Genomic DNA, 14,413 nt, shown 5'->3' on the forward strand with positions numbered 1-14,413 from the left:
GTGACAGGTCAGCGGAAACGGCTCACTCCGCGGCGAGCGCCTGCGGCGCCCGCGCAAGGCCGAGCCGGTCCCAGACGTCGACCAGCGCCTCGGCCAGGGCGTCGATCAGGCCGTCATCATGGTAAGGCGATGGCGTGATGCGCAGCCGCTCCAGGCCGCGCGGCACGGTCGGATAGTTGATCGGCTGGATGTAGATGCCGTGCTCGGACAACAGCAGGTCGGACGCCGTCTTGCACTTCTCGGGATCGCCGACATGCACCGGCACGATGTGGGTGTCGGACGGCATGACCGGCAGGCCCGAGGCGTTCAGCACGGCCTTGAGCCGCGCCGCCCGGTCCTGGTGCCGATCACGCTCCCACTGCGAGGTCTTGAGATGGCGGATCGCGGCGGTCGCGGCGGCGCAAACCGGCGGCGGCAAGGCTGTGGTGAAGATGAAGCCCGGCGCATAGGAGCGGACGGCGTCGATCAGATTGGCATTGGCGGCAATGTAGCCGCCGAGGCAGCCGAAGGCCTTGGCGAGCGTGCCCTCGAGGATGTCGATGCGGGCCATCGCGCCGTCGCGCTCGGCGATGCCGCCGCCGCGCGGGCCGTACATGCCGACCGCATGGACCTCGTCGACGTATGTGAGCGCGCCATAGCGCTCGGCGAGATCGCAGATCCGGTGCAAGGGCGCGACATCCCCATCCATCGAATACAGGCTCTCGCAGACGATCAGCTTGGGACGGTCGGGATCGGCCGCCCGCAGCAGCTCTTCGAGATGCGCGAGGTCGTTGTGCCGCCAGACCTGCTTCTCGCTCCCGGCCTTGCGGACGCCCTCGATCATCGAATTGTGGTTGAGCGCGTCCGACAGCAGCAGGCAGTTCGGCAGCAGTTTCGCGATGGTCGAGATGCCGGTCTCGTTGGAGACGTAGCCCGAGGTGAACACCAGCGCCGCTTCCTTGCCGTGGAGATCGGCAAGCTCGCGCTCGAGCTCGATCAGCGGATGGTTGGTGCCGGCGATGTTGCGGGTGCCGCCGGCGCCGGTGCCCATGCGCGCGGCAACGTCGACCATGGCGCCGATCACCTTCGGATGCTGGCCCATGCCAAGATAGTCATTGGAGCACCAGATCACGACATCCTTCGGCCCCTCCGGCGAATGCCAGATCGCGCGGGGGAAGCGGCCGGCGAGGCGCTCCAGATCGGCGAAGACGCGATAGCGCCGTTCCTGGTGCAACTGGTCGAGGGCACGGTCGAAATAGCTGTCGTAGTTCATCACCTGATCCGTCCTTCCCCTGCCCGCGTCCCGAACCTGCGTTCCGGCGCGCCCTTGGAGGCCTGTTCGGGGTCGGACCAAAGCGCAATCCGTCGCGTCCTTCGTTGATCCAGATCAGGGATCGCGCACGATGCCGGGCATCCGGATGCCGCTCGCCGCGGTCCGCGACGCCCTCGGAGGCGTTCAGGCGCGCAGCGGGTTCTCCGCATCGGCAACCTCGAGCCGCAGCGGCGCACCGGTGTCGAGGAAGGCGGACAGAGCCGCCTCGTACGGCGCGGGGTCGAGACCGCGCGCGGAGAGCCATTGCGGCTCGTAATAGGTTTGGCGATAGCGCTCCCCGGAATCGCAGATCAGCGTGACCAGTGAGCCGCTCTGTCCATCCTGCCGCATCTCGGCCGCCAGCCGGCACAGCGCCAGGAAGTTGGTCCCGGTCGAGCCGCCGACCGGCCGGCGCAGCCGCCGCGTCAGGACGTTCATCGCCGCGACCGAGGCGGCATCCGGCACCTTCATCATGCGATCCACGACCCCCGGCACGAAGGATGGCTCGCAGCGCGGACGGCCGACGCCCTCGATCAGCGACGGCCGTTCGCACGTCCGGGCGCTGTCGCCGTTGCAGAAGGCGTCGAAGAAGGCCGAATGCTCGACATCGGCGACGCACAGCCGCGTCGGATGCCGGCGGTAGCGCAGATAGCGGCCGATCGTCGCCGACGTGCCGCCGGTGCCCGCGCCCATCACGATCCATTCCGGGAGCGGACGGCGCTCGCCCTGCAACTGGTTGAAGATCGACTCGGCGATGTTGTTGTTGCCGCGCCAGTCGGTAGCGCGCTCGGCGAAGGTGAACTGGTCCATGTAATGGCCGCCGAGCCGGCTCGCGAGCGCGGCCGCCTCGGCATAGAGAAACCGGCCGTCATCGATGAGATGGCAATTGCCGCCGTAATGCGTGATCGCGGCGATCTTCTCTTCCGAGGTGGTGCGCGGCATCACCGCGTAGAACGGCACGCCGATCATCTGCGCGAAATAGGCTTCCGATACCGCTGTCGACCCGGAGGAGGCCTCGACCACGGGCGTGCCTTCCCGGATGTGGCCGTTGCAAAGCGCATAGAGAAACAGCGATCGGGCCAGCCGATGCTTGAGGCTCCCGGTCGGGTGGGTCGATTCGTCCTTCAGGTAGATGTCGATGCCGGCGAGCGCGGGCACGATCAGCCGGATCAAGTGCGTGTCGGCGGTCCGGCACTGGTCGGCCTCGATGGCCGCCACGGCGTCGTCGACCCAGCCACGGCGATAGCGTGGACCACAGGCTCTGTCGGAAGCTGACCAAGACGGCGAATTCATCGCGGCAACCGACCATGATCCCTTCGCCGCATCAAGCCCGCCCGGCCGCCCATGCCGAGCAAGCTGGGGGCAAATGGCAGTTCGGCGCCGGCTGCCGCGCCTTGGCACCGCAACGGAGCGAAAGGGCTTCGCGTTTGCGCCAGCGAAAAACGCTCGCATCGCTTGCAACTCATGGAATGCACGCGCGAATTTCGGAAGAATTTTTGAATGACGGCGAGAATGGTCAAATATTTGCACGCTTTTGCGGCCAAGCTGGGCATCATCGAATGGCACGACCGAGTCGAGCCTGCATCACGGGCGACCCAAGCCTGCTCCGAGGGGCACCATGAGAGTTCTTTCGATTGTTCTGGTTGCGTGCGCGATCAGTCAGGCCGCTTTCGCTGAAGGTCTGGAATGCCGGCGTGTGGCCGACCCGACACCACGATTGAGCTGCGTGGAAACGCCGACGACCGCCCAGGCGCCAACCACCTCCCGCACCGACGCCTGGACCCCGGTCGAACCGCGCCAGGAGGCCCCGGTGCGCGGCGGCGATGCGACGGCGCCGAGAGCCTCCCGGCCCCGTTGAGACCAGCCGGGCGGCAGCCGACGGCGGCTGCACTCGGCCCTGCAGCGGTCCCTCCCCCAATCGAGCCCCCGGACGGGGTTCTTTCCCTTGAAGGGCGGCTCATTCTGCCGACATGTAGATCTTGCCGTGCGGCCACGGACCGATGTCAAATCCATTCTCCGCGCGGGTGGTGGAGGGTCGGTTCGGCCCCGCCGCATTGGATGATCGGAGACCATGGCTTACTTGCCATCGCAAATGAACCTTCTCGAAGCCCTCGCGACCGTGATCGGCACCGCCGCGATCGCGCCCGCGCTGCTGATCCTCTGGCTGGTGGTCGCCGCCGGTGACAATTCAGGCCCTCCGCTCAAGATCTGGACCGCCTTCCTGCTCGGGGCGGCCAGCGTGCTCCTGCTCGGCATTATCAGGACGCCGTTCCAGCATGTCGGGCTGACATTGGAGAATCCCTGGATCGCCCAGGCGGTCCGGGCCCTTTTTGGCGTCGCCTTGCCGGAAGAGCTCGCCAAGGTCGCGGTGATCGCCGCGCTGTGGTCGCGGCGCCGGCAGGTCGGCAATGCCATGGACACGGTATTCTACGGTGCCGCCGTCGGGCTCGGCTTCGCGGCTTACGAGAACCTGGCTTATCTCGTCCAGCATGCCGAGATGTGGCGCTCGCTGGCGGTGCTGCGCAGCGTGCTCACCGTGCCGTTTCATGGCGCGCTCGGCATCATTGCCGGTGCCTATCTCGCGATCGCCCGCACCAGTACGGCGCTTGGCGCCAACCGCCACAATCGCGAAGGGGCGCGGCTGTCGAGCTGGGCGCTGGTGCTGGCCGCACCCGTGATGCTGCATGCGGCCTTCGACTATCCATTGCTGTTGCTGCAGCGGGCATCGACCCTCGACACCGCCGCGCGCCTCTGGCTCGGCGGCATCAGCGTGCTGATCGGGTTCTCGTCGATCGCCCTTGCCGTGCGGCTGGTGCGCCGGGTCGCCCATCACCACACGCCGCGCACCGAGGTGGCGCGGGCAAGGCTGAGCCAGCTGCGCAGGATGTGGGCGCTGCTCCTGCTCGGCGGCGCCGCCGGCTTCGTCGGGCTCGGATTCGTGCTGACCTCCATCCGGCATTGGCTGCTCAACCCTGACCGCAATGTCGCCGCGGTTCTGGTTCCCCTCGGTCTCACCGCGATCATCGTCGGGATGGCCCTTCTGATTGTCACAACGACGATCTATGTTTTCGGTCGCAACCGGATTCGGACGACGGCATAATCCCGGCATCGCGGGGCCGGCAGAGCAACCAAATGCGCATTGCGCGCTTGTCCGGGCCGCAGGTCCTCACCATGTGCGTGGGCAGGCGGCCGCGGCGTTAAGCGCGTGAGCTTGCCCGGAGTGACGATCATGACCCTTCCCCAGGATACGATTCCGCCCGAGCTCGAGCGCATGAAGTCGCAGATGGGCGCAGCCGTGCGCGCGCATTGGAAGGCCTTCCTGATCGAGGGCATCCTGCTCGCCGTTCTCGGCCTGCTCGCGATGATCCTCACCCCGCTGGCAAGCCTCGCGGTCACGATCTTCCTCGGCTGGATGTTCCTGATCTCGGGCATCGCGGGACTCGCGCTCACCTTCTGGGCCCGCGGCATGCCCGGCTTCTGGTGGTCGCTGTTGTCGGCAGTGCTCGCCATCGTCGCCGGAGTCATCCTGGTGGCGCAGCCGGTCCAGGGGACGGTGACGCTAACGATCGTGATCGGCGTCTATTTTCTCGCAGAAGGCGTCGCCACCATCATGTATGCGCTGGAGCACCGCCGCGAGCTGTCCGGGCGCTGGTCGTGGCTGGCAATCTCGGGCGTGGTCGACATCGCGATCGCCGGCATCATCATTTCCGGTCTGCCCGGCACGGCGTTGTGGGCGATCGGTCTGCTGGTCGGCATCAACCTGCTGTTCGGCGGGCTGTCGATGATCGGCATGGCGCTCGCCGCGCGCAACGGTTGACGCCGGAGGGCTCGATTTTCGGGATGACAAGCGGCCGCGCGGCCGCTATAGGATGGGCATGATCAACGCCGCCACCAGCTTTTATTGGTACTTTAGCTACGACAGCTCGCTGGCGGCGGGAGGATCGCGCTCAATCTGACACATTGCAGCAAGATATCCGAACGAGCCGCCAGACCTGGCGGCTTTTTTATTGCCGGCAGGTGCCCACCCAAGAGACCCAGGAGCCCGCTGTGCTGAGCACAACAGACGATCTTCGTATCAAGGAAATCAAGGAATTGAGCCTGCCGGCGGAGGTGATGGGTGAAATCCCCCGCACCCTCACCGCCACCCGTGTGGTGATGGCCGCGCGCAATGCGATCCACGCTATCCTGACCGGCAGCGACGACCGCCTGCTGGTCATCGTCGGCCCCTGCTCCATCCACGATCCCGACGCGGCGATCGACTATGCCGGCCGCCTCGCCGCCTTGCGCGAACGCCTCGCCGACCGCCTCGAAATCGTGATGCGGGTCTATTTCGAGAAGCCGCGCACGACCGTCGGCTGGAAAGGCCTGATCAACGATCCCGGCCTCGACAATTCCTTCGATATCAACAAGGGCCTGCGGCTCGCGCGCAGCGTGCTGTCCGCCGTCAACAATCTCGGCCTGCCGGCGGGATGCGAATTCCTCGACATGACGACGCCGCAGTACATCGCCGACCTCGTCGCCTGGGCCGCGATCGGCGCGCGCACCACCGAGAGCCAGATCCACCGCGAGCTGGCCTCCGGCCTGTCGTGCCCGGTCGGCTTCAAGAACGGCACCGACGGCAACATCCGCATCGCCGCTGATGCGGTCAAATCCGCGGCCCACCCGCACCATTTCATGGCGGTGACCAAGGGCGGCCGTTCGGGGATTGCGGCCACAACCGGCAACGAGGACTGCCACATCATCCTGCGCGGCGGCAGCGGCCCCAATTACGACGCCGCCCATGTCGAGCAGGCCGCGGCCGAGCTGATCAAGTCCGGACTGCCGGCGCGGCTGATGATCGACACCAGCCATGCTAATTCGAGCAAGAAGCCGGAGAACCAGCCGCTGGTCGCCGCCGACGTCGGCCGCCAGCTCGCCGCAGGCGAGCAGCGCATCATGGGCGTGATGATCGAGAGTCACCTCATCGCGGGACGCCAGGACGTCAAGCCGGGCGTGGCACTGACCTACGGCCAGAGCATCACCGACGGCTGTATCGGCTGGGACACGACGGTGGAGGTGCTGGAGCAGCTCGCCGAAGCCGTCGCCGCCCGGCGTGCGGCGCTTCGCAACTCCCCGCGTGAGCGCTCGGCGTAACACTCACGACCGATCAAGCGGCGCGCGTCGGGCGCGCCGCAGATCGCGCTCAGCAGCCGCGGCAGATGCCCTTGATCTTGCGATCGAGCTCGCGGTCTTCCTTGGTCGTGCCGCTCATCGAATTGTCCTCGGCCTGCTCGGCCTTCGGCAGGTCGCTGGGGCGCACCTGACGATGGCCGACCGGCGCCTGCGGCGGCATGCCGCTCTTCGATCCGGTGCCGGCGGAGGAGCCGCTGCCGCTCTGCGCCAGCGCGATGCCATCGGTGACGGCCATCAGGAGCCCCATCGCGATCGCAAATTTCTTCATGTTGCTCCTCCGTGTCAGCGGAATCGGCAGGACACTTCATCCCGCGGCGGGCGGATAGAGGTGCGCCTCACCGCAATAGTCAATCACACGATAGCGCGTTTGCGCAGCTGCCGCATGATCCTGCTCAACAGTTTCATCCGCAGTGAGGTATTGCGGCCCCACTGGCGCCTTGCCGTAGCCGCCGGGAATGTCGAGCACGTAGTCGGGCTGGCACAGGCCGGACACCCGGCCGCGTAGCGTTCGAATCAGCGCCTGCCCTTGCGCCAGCGTGGTGCGCAGATGCGCCGTGCCCGGCGCGAGGTCGCCATGGTGCAGGTAATACGGCTTGATGCGGGTCTCCACGAAGCCGCGCATCAGCGCCTCCAGGGTCGCCGCGTCATCATTGACGCCGCGCAGCAGCACCGACTGGCTGACCATGGGAATGCCGGCATCGATCAGCCGCGCGCAGGCCGCGCGCACCGGCGGACTCAATTCGCGCCGATGATTGGCATGCAGCGCGATCCAGGTCGTTGCGCCCGGCGCCTTCAGCGCGTCAACCAGCGCCGGCGTGATGCGCTGGGGATCGGCGACCGGCAAACGGGTGTGGATACGGACGATCCTGACGTGATCGATGCCGGCGAGATCGGCCATGATCTCCTTCAGCCGCCGCGGCGACAGCATCAGCGGATCGCCGCCGGTGAGGATCACCTCCCAGATCTCGTCATGTGCGCGGATGTAGTCGAGCGCCGCGCGATAGGCCTCCTCCGACAGCGCATTGTCCTTGCCGGGCCCGACCATCTCGCGACGGAAGCAGAAGCGGCAATAGACCGCGCAGACATGCACCAGCTTGAGCAGCACCCGATCGGGATAGCGGTGCACGATGCCCGGCACCGGCGCATGCGAATCGTCGCCGATCGGATCGCCGCGCTCGCCAGGCGCGGCCTTCAGCTCATCCGTGCTGGGCACGAACTGGCGCGCAATCGGATCATTCGGATCGTCGACGTCGATCAGGTCGGCGAGATGCGTCGTCACCGCCACGGCATAGCGCTGCGCCACGCGCGCCAGCGCCGGCTGGTCCGCCGCGTCAGCCAAGCCCTGCGCGACGAGATCCTCGGCGCTGCGCAACGTGGTCGGACGTTCGATCCTGTTCATCGCTCACCTGCCGGCGGCGTCCACACCACCTGATCGATCCTGGTGGCGCCGGCCGCCAGCATCACCAGGCGGTCGAAGCCGAGCGCCACGCCGCTCGCCTGCGGCATCGCGGCCACGGCGGCGAGGAAGTCCTCGTCGAGCGGATAGCGCTCGCCATAGCGGCGCTCCTTCTCGGCCATCTCCTGCTCGAAGCGGCGGCGCTGCTCGGCGGCGTCGGTGAGCTCGCCGAAGCCGTTGGCGAGCTCGACGCCGCAGGCATAGACCTCGAACCGCTCGGCGACGCGGGGGTCGGCCGCCACCCGCGCCAGCGCGGCCTCCGGCGCCGGATATTCATGGAGCACCGTGAGCCGACCCTGCCCGAGATGCGGCTCGACATGCTCGACCAGCACCTTGCTGAACAGGTCCGACCAGGTGTCGTCGTCGCTGATCCGGATCTTGCCGGCGGCGGCCTGGGCCAGCGCCCCACGGTCGCCCGCACCGTCGCGGATGGTCGCGAGCAGGTCGATCCCGGCATGGCGCGCGAACGCGCCGGCAACCGTCAGCAGCTCTGGCTCGGCGAAGGGATCCGCGGTGCGGCCACGGAAGGCGAACCGCCGGATTCCGGTCGCCTGAGCCGCATGGGCGATCACCACGACCGTGTCGGCCATGATCGCGTCGTAGGGCACCTCCGCCCGATACCATTCCAGCATGGTGAATTCCGGCAGATGCAGGTCGCCGCGCTCGCGGTCGCGGAACACGCGGGCGAACTCGAAGATCCGCCGCTCCCCGGCCGCCAGCAGCTTCTTGCAGGCGAATTCCGGCGAGGTTCGAAAATACCGCCGGTGCCGGGTCCCGTCCGGCGCCGTCAGGTCGGTGCGCGGTGCGTGCAGATGGGTCTCGTTGCCCGGCGACACCTGCAGGATGCCGGTCTCGACCTCGGTAAACCCCTGCTCGTCGAACCAGGCCCGCAACGCCCTGGTGATGGCGGTCCGGGCGAGCAGGAACGGCCTGACATCGGCGTGCCGCTGCGGCGACCACCACGGCGAAGGCGCGGGCTCCCGGGACATCAGGAGGTCGCCCGTTCGGGCCGCAAAAGACTGGCAACCCCGGACAAAATCAGTATGTTGCCGCCCGAAACCGCATTCCGCGTCGCGTGGCGCCCCGGCTTTGTCCGGCGCCCCCTTTTCAGTGTCAGGAAAACAGCTTTGAAAGTCATCGCCAGCTCTATTCGCAAGGGTAACGTCATTGAGCAAGATGGAAAGCTCTATGTCGTCGTGACCGCCGAGAACATCCATCCCGGCAAGGGCACCCCGGTCAGCCAGATCGAAATGCGCCGAATCAGCGACGGCGTGAAGATCTCCGAGCGCTTCAAGACCACCGACCAGGTCGAGAAGGCTACGATCGAGGAGCGCAACTTCACGTACCTCTACGAGGATGCGGACGGCTTCCACTTCATGAACCCGGAGACCTACGACCAGGTCCAGGTGCCGAAGGACGTGGTCGGCAACCAGGCCGCCTATCTCCAGGAGAACATGACGGTCAAGCTGTCGATGCACGACGTGGTCCCGGTGGCGATCACGCTGCCGCAGCGCGTCACGCTCGAGGTCGTCGAGACCGAGCCGGTCACCAAGGGCCAGACCGCGTCGTCGTCCTACAAGCCGGCGGTGCTCTCCAACGGCGTTCGCACCGGCGTGCCGGCGCACATCACGGTCGGCACCCGCATCGTCGTCATGACCGAGGACGGCTCCTACTGCGAGCGCGCCAAGGACTGAGGCATCTCGAGGATCTGACGCCGGGGGGCGCGGGGGGATTTGGGGGCACGGGTCATCACACTCATCGCCGCCCTGGCGGCGATCATCACGCTGGCCGCGCCGTCCACGACGCGCGCGGCCGATGACTTTGCTCCGCCCGCCCTCACCATCAACCGCGCCGACTGGCGCGCGGCGCTGGAGCAGCTCCGCTCCGAACTCAACGCGGCGCCCGAGGTCGCTGCCGACTTCGCTCTGTCCGCGCACCGGAGCAGCGTTTCGGCCGGCGATGCGCGGCGCAGGCCCGCGCTGGTCCAGCTCAACGGCGTGACCTCGACCATCTTCACGGGGATCGGACGCAGTCCGGTCCCTGTTTTGCTGCCGTTCGACGCCACGTCTTATCTCGCTGCGCGCCGCAGCGCCGCCATCGCGGCGCGCGATCTGCCGCGCTATCAGGCCGACTTCCAGACCGACCTGTTCGATGCCGGCCCGTCCGGCTACGACGCCGTGTTCTCGCTGCCGCCGGAGATGACCTCCGGCCTTCCGCCGCGCGTCTTCGCAAAGCCGGTCGAGATCCAGATCACCGGCTCGCTCCTCACCTACGATGTCGCCGATCCCGCCGGCGGCAAGGGCGAAGGCGTCAAGGCGCTGTCAGCGCAATATCCCGATCTGCGCCGCTTCATCCGCGAGGGCTATGTCCGCTACGCCTTCACGCGCTTCGGCGTGCCCTACGTGGTCTCGATCCAGTGCCTGGACAGCGCGCCGCGGCCGCGCCGGCTCGCCTGCCGCGAGGCCTATCCCATCGCCGAACGCTTTCTCAAGGCGCTGCGCATCGCCGGCGGACAGCCGTCGCGAATCCCGCCGGAGATCGCGCCGCTCGCCGCCGAGCGCCCGCTCACGCTGGATGCCGATTTCACCTATCGGCCTGTTGGCGACATCGTCGCCAACAGCGGCGGACGCGGCCGGAGCGGGCGGGCCGACCGCACCGTCTATTCGCAAATCCGCTATCCGCTGGATGCGCCGGCCTATGTGCATTCGCAGTCGTTCGGCCGCCGGCGCGCGAGCGACAAATTCGACCAGCCATGGAGCCAGTATCCCTGGCGCGACAATTTCTGCGAGGCGCGCAGCTTCAACGTCGGGCAGTGCGCCAGCGGCTTCGGCCATCAGGGCCAGGATCTCAGGCCGGGCGCCTGCCCTGTGCGCCGCGACGGCGCGGACGGCTGCAACCCGTGGCGGCAGCGCGTGCTCGCCGTGCGCGACGGCGTCGTGATCCGCTCGACCCGGCAGCAGGCGGTGACGGTGCAGGTCAACAGCGGCACCGAGCACATCCGCTTCCGCTACATGCACATGAACCCCGCGGCGATGGATGCCGACGGCCTGCTCAACGGCCGCAGCCTTCGCGAGGGCGAGCCGATCGGCGTGGTCTCGAACTATCTCGACCATCCCAACGGCACCACGCGCCATCTGCATTTCGACGTCCAGTTGTTCACGCGCGACGGCTGGATCTGGGTCAATCCCTACGTGACGCTGATCACAGCCTATGAGCGCCTGATCGGCGGCCGCGGCCGCGAGGTCGGGCTGGAGGAGATCGCCGCGTCGCCGCCGTCGACGACCGGCGCACTCGGATCGTCACCGCTCGGACCAGCGGCCGACGCCGCCGCAGGGCGCGACCGGAACTGATCGCCGGCGGGCCCGGAACCGAGACCCACCGCTCCGGGTTGTCTGGTCAGGAGGATCGCAGATGATGACAGCCAACCCGCATCGCAGAGCCGGACCCGCGCTCGTTTCAACCGCGATTGCGCTGCTCTGCGTGGGCGCGCTGACGATGCTGGTGCGCGACCGCTGGCATCCGCCGGAAATCAAGTCCGCCGAGGCGGCACGGCATTCGATGACCGGCCAGGTCGCCCGCGCCGCCGGCGCGCGCGTGATGCCGACCGACCCCAGCCTCGCGGTCGAGCCGAAGCCGGAAGGTCCCCAGCGGGCGCAGCCGGCGAATCCGTTTTGAGCGCAGCCCCCTTGCTGATCGGTTCGAGCTGACTGCAAGCGGCATGTGTCTCTTGCAACTCCAAGGAGACGGCCAAGGAGCAAGAAGTCATGCCGACCACTTGTCCTCTTCGCGGCGGTGCTCCTCGGCGTTGAGACGATCCGCAATCTCTTGCGCCATCGCCTCGTTCTTCGTCGTTGCGATCGGCTTGCCGTCCTGGCGCTGCACGCGCTCCTTGTCGGCTTCCAGCGGAAAATCCTCCGGCTTGAGCGGTTCGTCCGTCCCGGTCATGCGCGCCTCCTCTGCCTCCCGCGTATAACCCGCCGGGCCGTGCTGCGGTTCCGGACAACTCACGAGGCCGCCCGCACCGGCCGCTCCGCCGGCGTCCAGCGGAAGGCGACGCCATAGCGATTCCAGAGATTGATCACGCCGACCGCCGACGTCAGGAACACCAGCTCCGTTTCCGAGAATTCGGCCCGGGCCTGAGCATAGACCTCGTCGCTGACGCCGCCCTGCAGCGTGGTCAGCGCCTCGGTGAACGCCAGCGCCGCGCGCTCGCGGGCCGAGAATTGCGGCGCCTCGCGCCACACCACGACGAGATTGATCTTGTCGGCGGACACGCCGAGCTTCTCGGCCAGCAGCACATGATGCTGCACGCAGAATGCGCAGCCGTTGATCTGCGACGCCCTGATCTTGACGAGTTCGAGCAACTGCTTGTCGAGGCCGGCCTTCGCCGCCTGCTGACTCACCGCAAGGATGGCATCGTAAAGCTCCGGCGCCTGGCTCCGGAACGCGGTGTACTCGCTTCGCGCATGTGACATGGGCCTGTCTCTCGTGTTATCAGATGTCTGACAACTTATCAGGGCTCTGATGATATGCGCAAGGCACCGGAATTGACGACCGCGCGAGCGCCGCGAAAGGCCGGCCCCGCGCGTCGGCCCAGGAGTCAAACCCGGACTCGACCCAGGACGGCGGCCCGCCCGCCATCGCCCGGCGAGGGCAAGCGCGGCGAGGATGGCTACCTCGCCTATCTGCTGCGCCAGGCGCAGGCCGCGGCGCGGCTGTCGCTCGACCGCGCGCTCATCCCAACCGGGCTGACCCATCCGCAATTCGTGGTGCTGACGATGCTGAAGGCCTATCCCGGGCTGTCCGGCGCCGACCTCGCCCGCGTCGCGCTGCTGACGCCGCAGACCGTCAACGTGATCATCGGCAATCTCGAACGCGACGGCGCCATCGAGCGCACGCCGCATCCCGTCCATGGTCGGATGCTGCGATGGAGCCTGACGCGCCGCGGGCTGGCGCTGTTGGCCAAGGCGCGCCGGCAGGCCACCATCATCGAGCGCAGGCTTGCCCGCGGCTTGAAACGGAGCGAGCTCGCGACCATCCGCCGCTGGCTGGCGCACGTCGCCGCCGACCTCCACGGCGCCTAGCGGGTTCCCGCCGCTCCCAAGGCTTTGCCGCGCCCCGCCCTTACCGGGTAGACTGGCGCCATGACCCAGCCCGATTCCATGACCCGCCGCGCCTTGCTCCGCTCCGGCTTTGGCGCTGCCGCGCTGCTCGTCCCCGCGCTGCCGGTAGCGGCTGCCCCAGCCGAATTCGAGACCTGGCGCGACGGCTTTCGCGCCCGCGCGCTTGCCAAGGGCATCTCGCAGGCCACCTGGACCCGCGTCATGGCACGGCTCGAGCCCGACATGACCGTGTTCAAGGAGATGCGCAACCAGCCGGAGTTCAAGGAGCAGCTCTGGCAATACATCAACCGTCGCGTCTCCGACTGGCGCGTCATCAACGGCAAGATCGCGCTGCAGAAGAACGAGGCGCTGTTCGCCCGCATCGAGAAGGACTTTGGCGTCGAGCGCGGTACGCTTCTCGCGCTGTGGGGCGTCGAGTCCGCGTTCGGCGATCCCCTGGTGCAGCAGAACCACATGCGCCCGGTGTTTCCGGCGCTCGCCGCGCTCGCCTGGAACGAGCCGCGGCGCAAGGCCTATTGGGAGACCGAGCTCACCAATGCGCTGAAGATCGTCGACCACGGCTGGAGCACGCCGGAGGAGATGCGCGGCTCCTGGGCCGGCGCCATGGGTCACACGCAATGGATGCCCGAGGTCTGGCTCAATGTCGGCTTCGACTATGACGGCGACGGCAAGATCAACCCGTTCGGCCGGCCCGACGACGCGCTCGGCTCGACCGCGCGCTATCTCGTCAACCGCGGCAAATATCACCGCGGCGAGCACTGGGGCTACGAGGTGCGCGCGCCCGGCAACATGTCTGGCAGTCGCAGCTATGCGGCGTGGCAGGCGGCCGGCGTCACCCGCGCCGACGGCCAGCCGTTCCCGCAGCCCAATGCGTCAGCGCAGCTCTGGATCCCGGTCGCAGGCGGCCCCGCCTTCCTGCTCGGCCCGAACTTCTACTCGGTGAAGTCCTACAATCCGGCCATGAGCTACGCGCTCGCGATCTGCCATCTCGGCGACCGCATCCTGGGGGCACCGCCGTTCCTGCAGCCCTTCCCCGGCTCCGAGCGCGCGCTGACCTTGGCCGAGGTGCAGGAGATGCAGAAGCGCCTGACCGCAGCTGGCTTCGACACCGGCGGCACCGACGGCCGCGTCGGCAACGACACCATGAAAGCGATCCGCGACTTCCAGGCCAAGGCCGGTATCACCCCCGCCGACGGCTATGGCGGCTTGAAGGTGCTGGCGAAGCTCAGACAGGGCGGGTAAGCGCTCGCACTCCAGTGCGCAAACCACCTCTACTTTTATTTTTTTGTACGAGCCATTTTTGATTGCCGCATGCCCACCGCCTCGACAAAATGGCTGCGTCACAATCCATTTTCATGAGCACGGACAATT

The 14,413-nt window shown here is 67.6% G+C and carries 15 protein-coding genes; 8 read left to right on the forward strand and 7 right to left on the reverse strand.

Going from position 1 to position 14,413, the window contains the following annotated elements; genetic code table 11:
- Positions 1–22: 22 nt before the first annotated feature.
- Positions 23–1,252, reverse strand: coding sequence for a 5-aminolevulinate synthase (hemA, locus tag ACQR0U_RS07095; protein WP_315712085.1), 1,230 nt, complete (start codon positions 1,250–1,252; stop codon positions 23–25).
- Between the two features lie 183 nt (positions 1,253–1,435).
- Complete coding sequence (locus tag ACQR0U_RS07100; RefSeq protein ID WP_315712086.1) at positions 1,436–2,584, reverse strand: PLP-dependent cysteine synthase family protein; 1,149 nt, start codon at positions 2,582–2,584, stop codon at positions 1,436–1,438.
- Between the two features lie 778 nt (positions 2,585–3,362).
- Here ACQR0U_RS07100 and ACQR0U_RS07105 point away from each other — a divergent pair.
- From ACQR0U_RS07105 to ACQR0U_RS07115, 3 genes are all read left to right on the forward strand, one after another.
- Positions 3,363–4,391, forward strand: coding sequence for a PrsW family intramembrane metalloprotease (locus ACQR0U_RS07105; RefSeq protein WP_315751644.1), 1,029 nt, complete (start codon positions 3,363–3,365; stop codon positions 4,389–4,391).
- Positions 4,392–4,520: 129 nt separating this feature from the next.
- Positions 4,521–5,108 carry an HdeD family acid-resistance protein gene (locus ACQR0U_RS07110; protein ID WP_315712090.1) on the forward strand — a complete coding sequence of 196 codons (588 nt, stop codon included), beginning with the start codon at positions 4,521–4,523 and terminating at the stop codon, positions 5,106–5,108.
- 230 nt (positions 5,109–5,338) lie between these two features.
- Complete coding sequence (locus ACQR0U_RS07115; protein ID WP_315826900.1) at positions 5,339–6,424, forward strand: 3-deoxy-7-phosphoheptulonate synthase; 1,086 nt, start codon at positions 5,339–5,341, stop codon at positions 6,422–6,424.
- A gap of 49 nt (positions 6,425–6,473) precedes the next feature.
- On the opposite strand, the gene ACQR0U_RS07120 is transcribed toward ACQR0U_RS07115, so the two are convergent.
- The 3 genes from ACQR0U_RS07120 to epmA are packed head-to-tail and all read right to left on the reverse strand — an operon-like array spanning position 6,474 to position 8,908.
- The gene (locus ACQR0U_RS07120; RefSeq protein ID WP_315712092.1) at positions 6,474–6,731 is read right to left on the reverse strand and encodes a hypothetical protein; all 258 of its coding nucleotides are present in this window, start codon (positions 6,729–6,731) and stop codon (positions 6,474–6,476) included.
- Positions 6,732–6,767: 36 nt separating this feature from the next.
- Positions 6,768–7,862 (reverse strand): lysine-2,3-aminomutase-like protein, encoded by a 1,095-nt coding sequence (locus ACQR0U_RS07125; RefSeq protein WP_316203590.1) that lies wholly within the window; start codon positions 7,860–7,862, stop codon positions 6,768–6,770.
- A complete protein-coding gene (gene epmA, locus ACQR0U_RS07130; RefSeq protein WP_315751647.1) occupies positions 7,859–8,908 on the reverse strand; it encodes an EF-P lysine aminoacylase EpmA in 1,050 nt (349 codons plus the stop codon). Before epmA ends, ACQR0U_RS07125 begins: the two co-directional genes overlap by 4 nt.
- 138 nt (positions 8,909–9,046) lie before the next feature.
- Here epmA and efp point away from each other — a divergent pair, with 138 nt between their 5' ends.
- From efp to ACQR0U_RS07145, 3 genes are all read left to right on the forward strand, one after another.
- Positions 9,047–9,613 carry an elongation factor P gene (gene efp / locus ACQR0U_RS07135; RefSeq protein ID WP_315712097.1) on the forward strand — a complete coding sequence of 189 codons (567 nt, stop codon included), beginning with the start codon at positions 9,047–9,049 and terminating at the stop codon, positions 9,611–9,613.
- 39 nt (positions 9,614–9,652) lie between these two features.
- Positions 9,653–11,269: a M23 family peptidase gene (locus tag ACQR0U_RS07140; protein WP_316203589.1), complete on the forward strand. Its 1,617-nt coding sequence runs from the start codon at positions 9,653–9,655 to the stop codon at positions 11,267–11,269.
- 61 nt (positions 11,270–11,330) lie between these two features.
- Positions 11,331–11,594 (forward strand): hypothetical protein, encoded by a 264-nt coding sequence (locus ACQR0U_RS07145; RefSeq protein ID WP_315712100.1) that lies wholly within the window; start codon positions 11,331–11,333, stop codon positions 11,592–11,594.
- An 87-nt stretch (positions 11,595–11,681) separates the two neighbouring features.
- Here the strand turns inward: ACQR0U_RS07145 and ACQR0U_RS07150 are convergent, their stop codons facing one another.
- Both ACQR0U_RS07150 and ACQR0U_RS07155 read right to left on the reverse strand, forming a co-directional pair.
- Positions 11,682–11,864 carry a hypothetical protein gene (locus ACQR0U_RS07150; protein ID WP_315712101.1) on the reverse strand — a complete coding sequence of 61 codons (183 nt, stop codon included), beginning with the start codon at positions 11,862–11,864 and terminating at the stop codon, positions 11,682–11,684.
- A 59-nt stretch (positions 11,865–11,923) separates the two neighbouring features.
- Positions 11,924–12,394 (reverse strand): carboxymuconolactone decarboxylase family protein, encoded by a 471-nt coding sequence (locus ACQR0U_RS07155; protein WP_315751649.1) that lies wholly within the window; start codon positions 12,392–12,394, stop codon positions 11,924–11,926.
- Between the two features lie 54 nt (positions 12,395–12,448).
- Between ACQR0U_RS07155 and ACQR0U_RS07160 the strand changes: the two genes are divergently transcribed.
- The gene (locus tag ACQR0U_RS07160; protein WP_315751650.1) at positions 12,449–13,003 is read left to right on the forward strand and encodes a MarR family winged helix-turn-helix transcriptional regulator; all 555 of its coding nucleotides are present in this window, start codon (positions 12,449–12,451) and stop codon (positions 13,001–13,003) included.
- 60 nt (positions 13,004–13,063) lie between these two features.
- Entirely contained in the window at positions 13,064–14,284 is a 1,221-nt protein-coding gene (locus ACQR0U_RS07165; RefSeq protein WP_316202035.1) for a lytic murein transglycosylase, read from the forward strand.
- Positions 14,285–14,413: the final 129 nt, after the last annotated feature.

The sequence above is a fragment of the Bradyrhizobium sp. HKCCYLRH3097 genome, from assembly GCF_051167875.1.
Classification (GTDB): domain Bacteria; phylum Pseudomonadota; class Alphaproteobacteria; order Rhizobiales; family Xanthobacteraceae; genus Bradyrhizobium.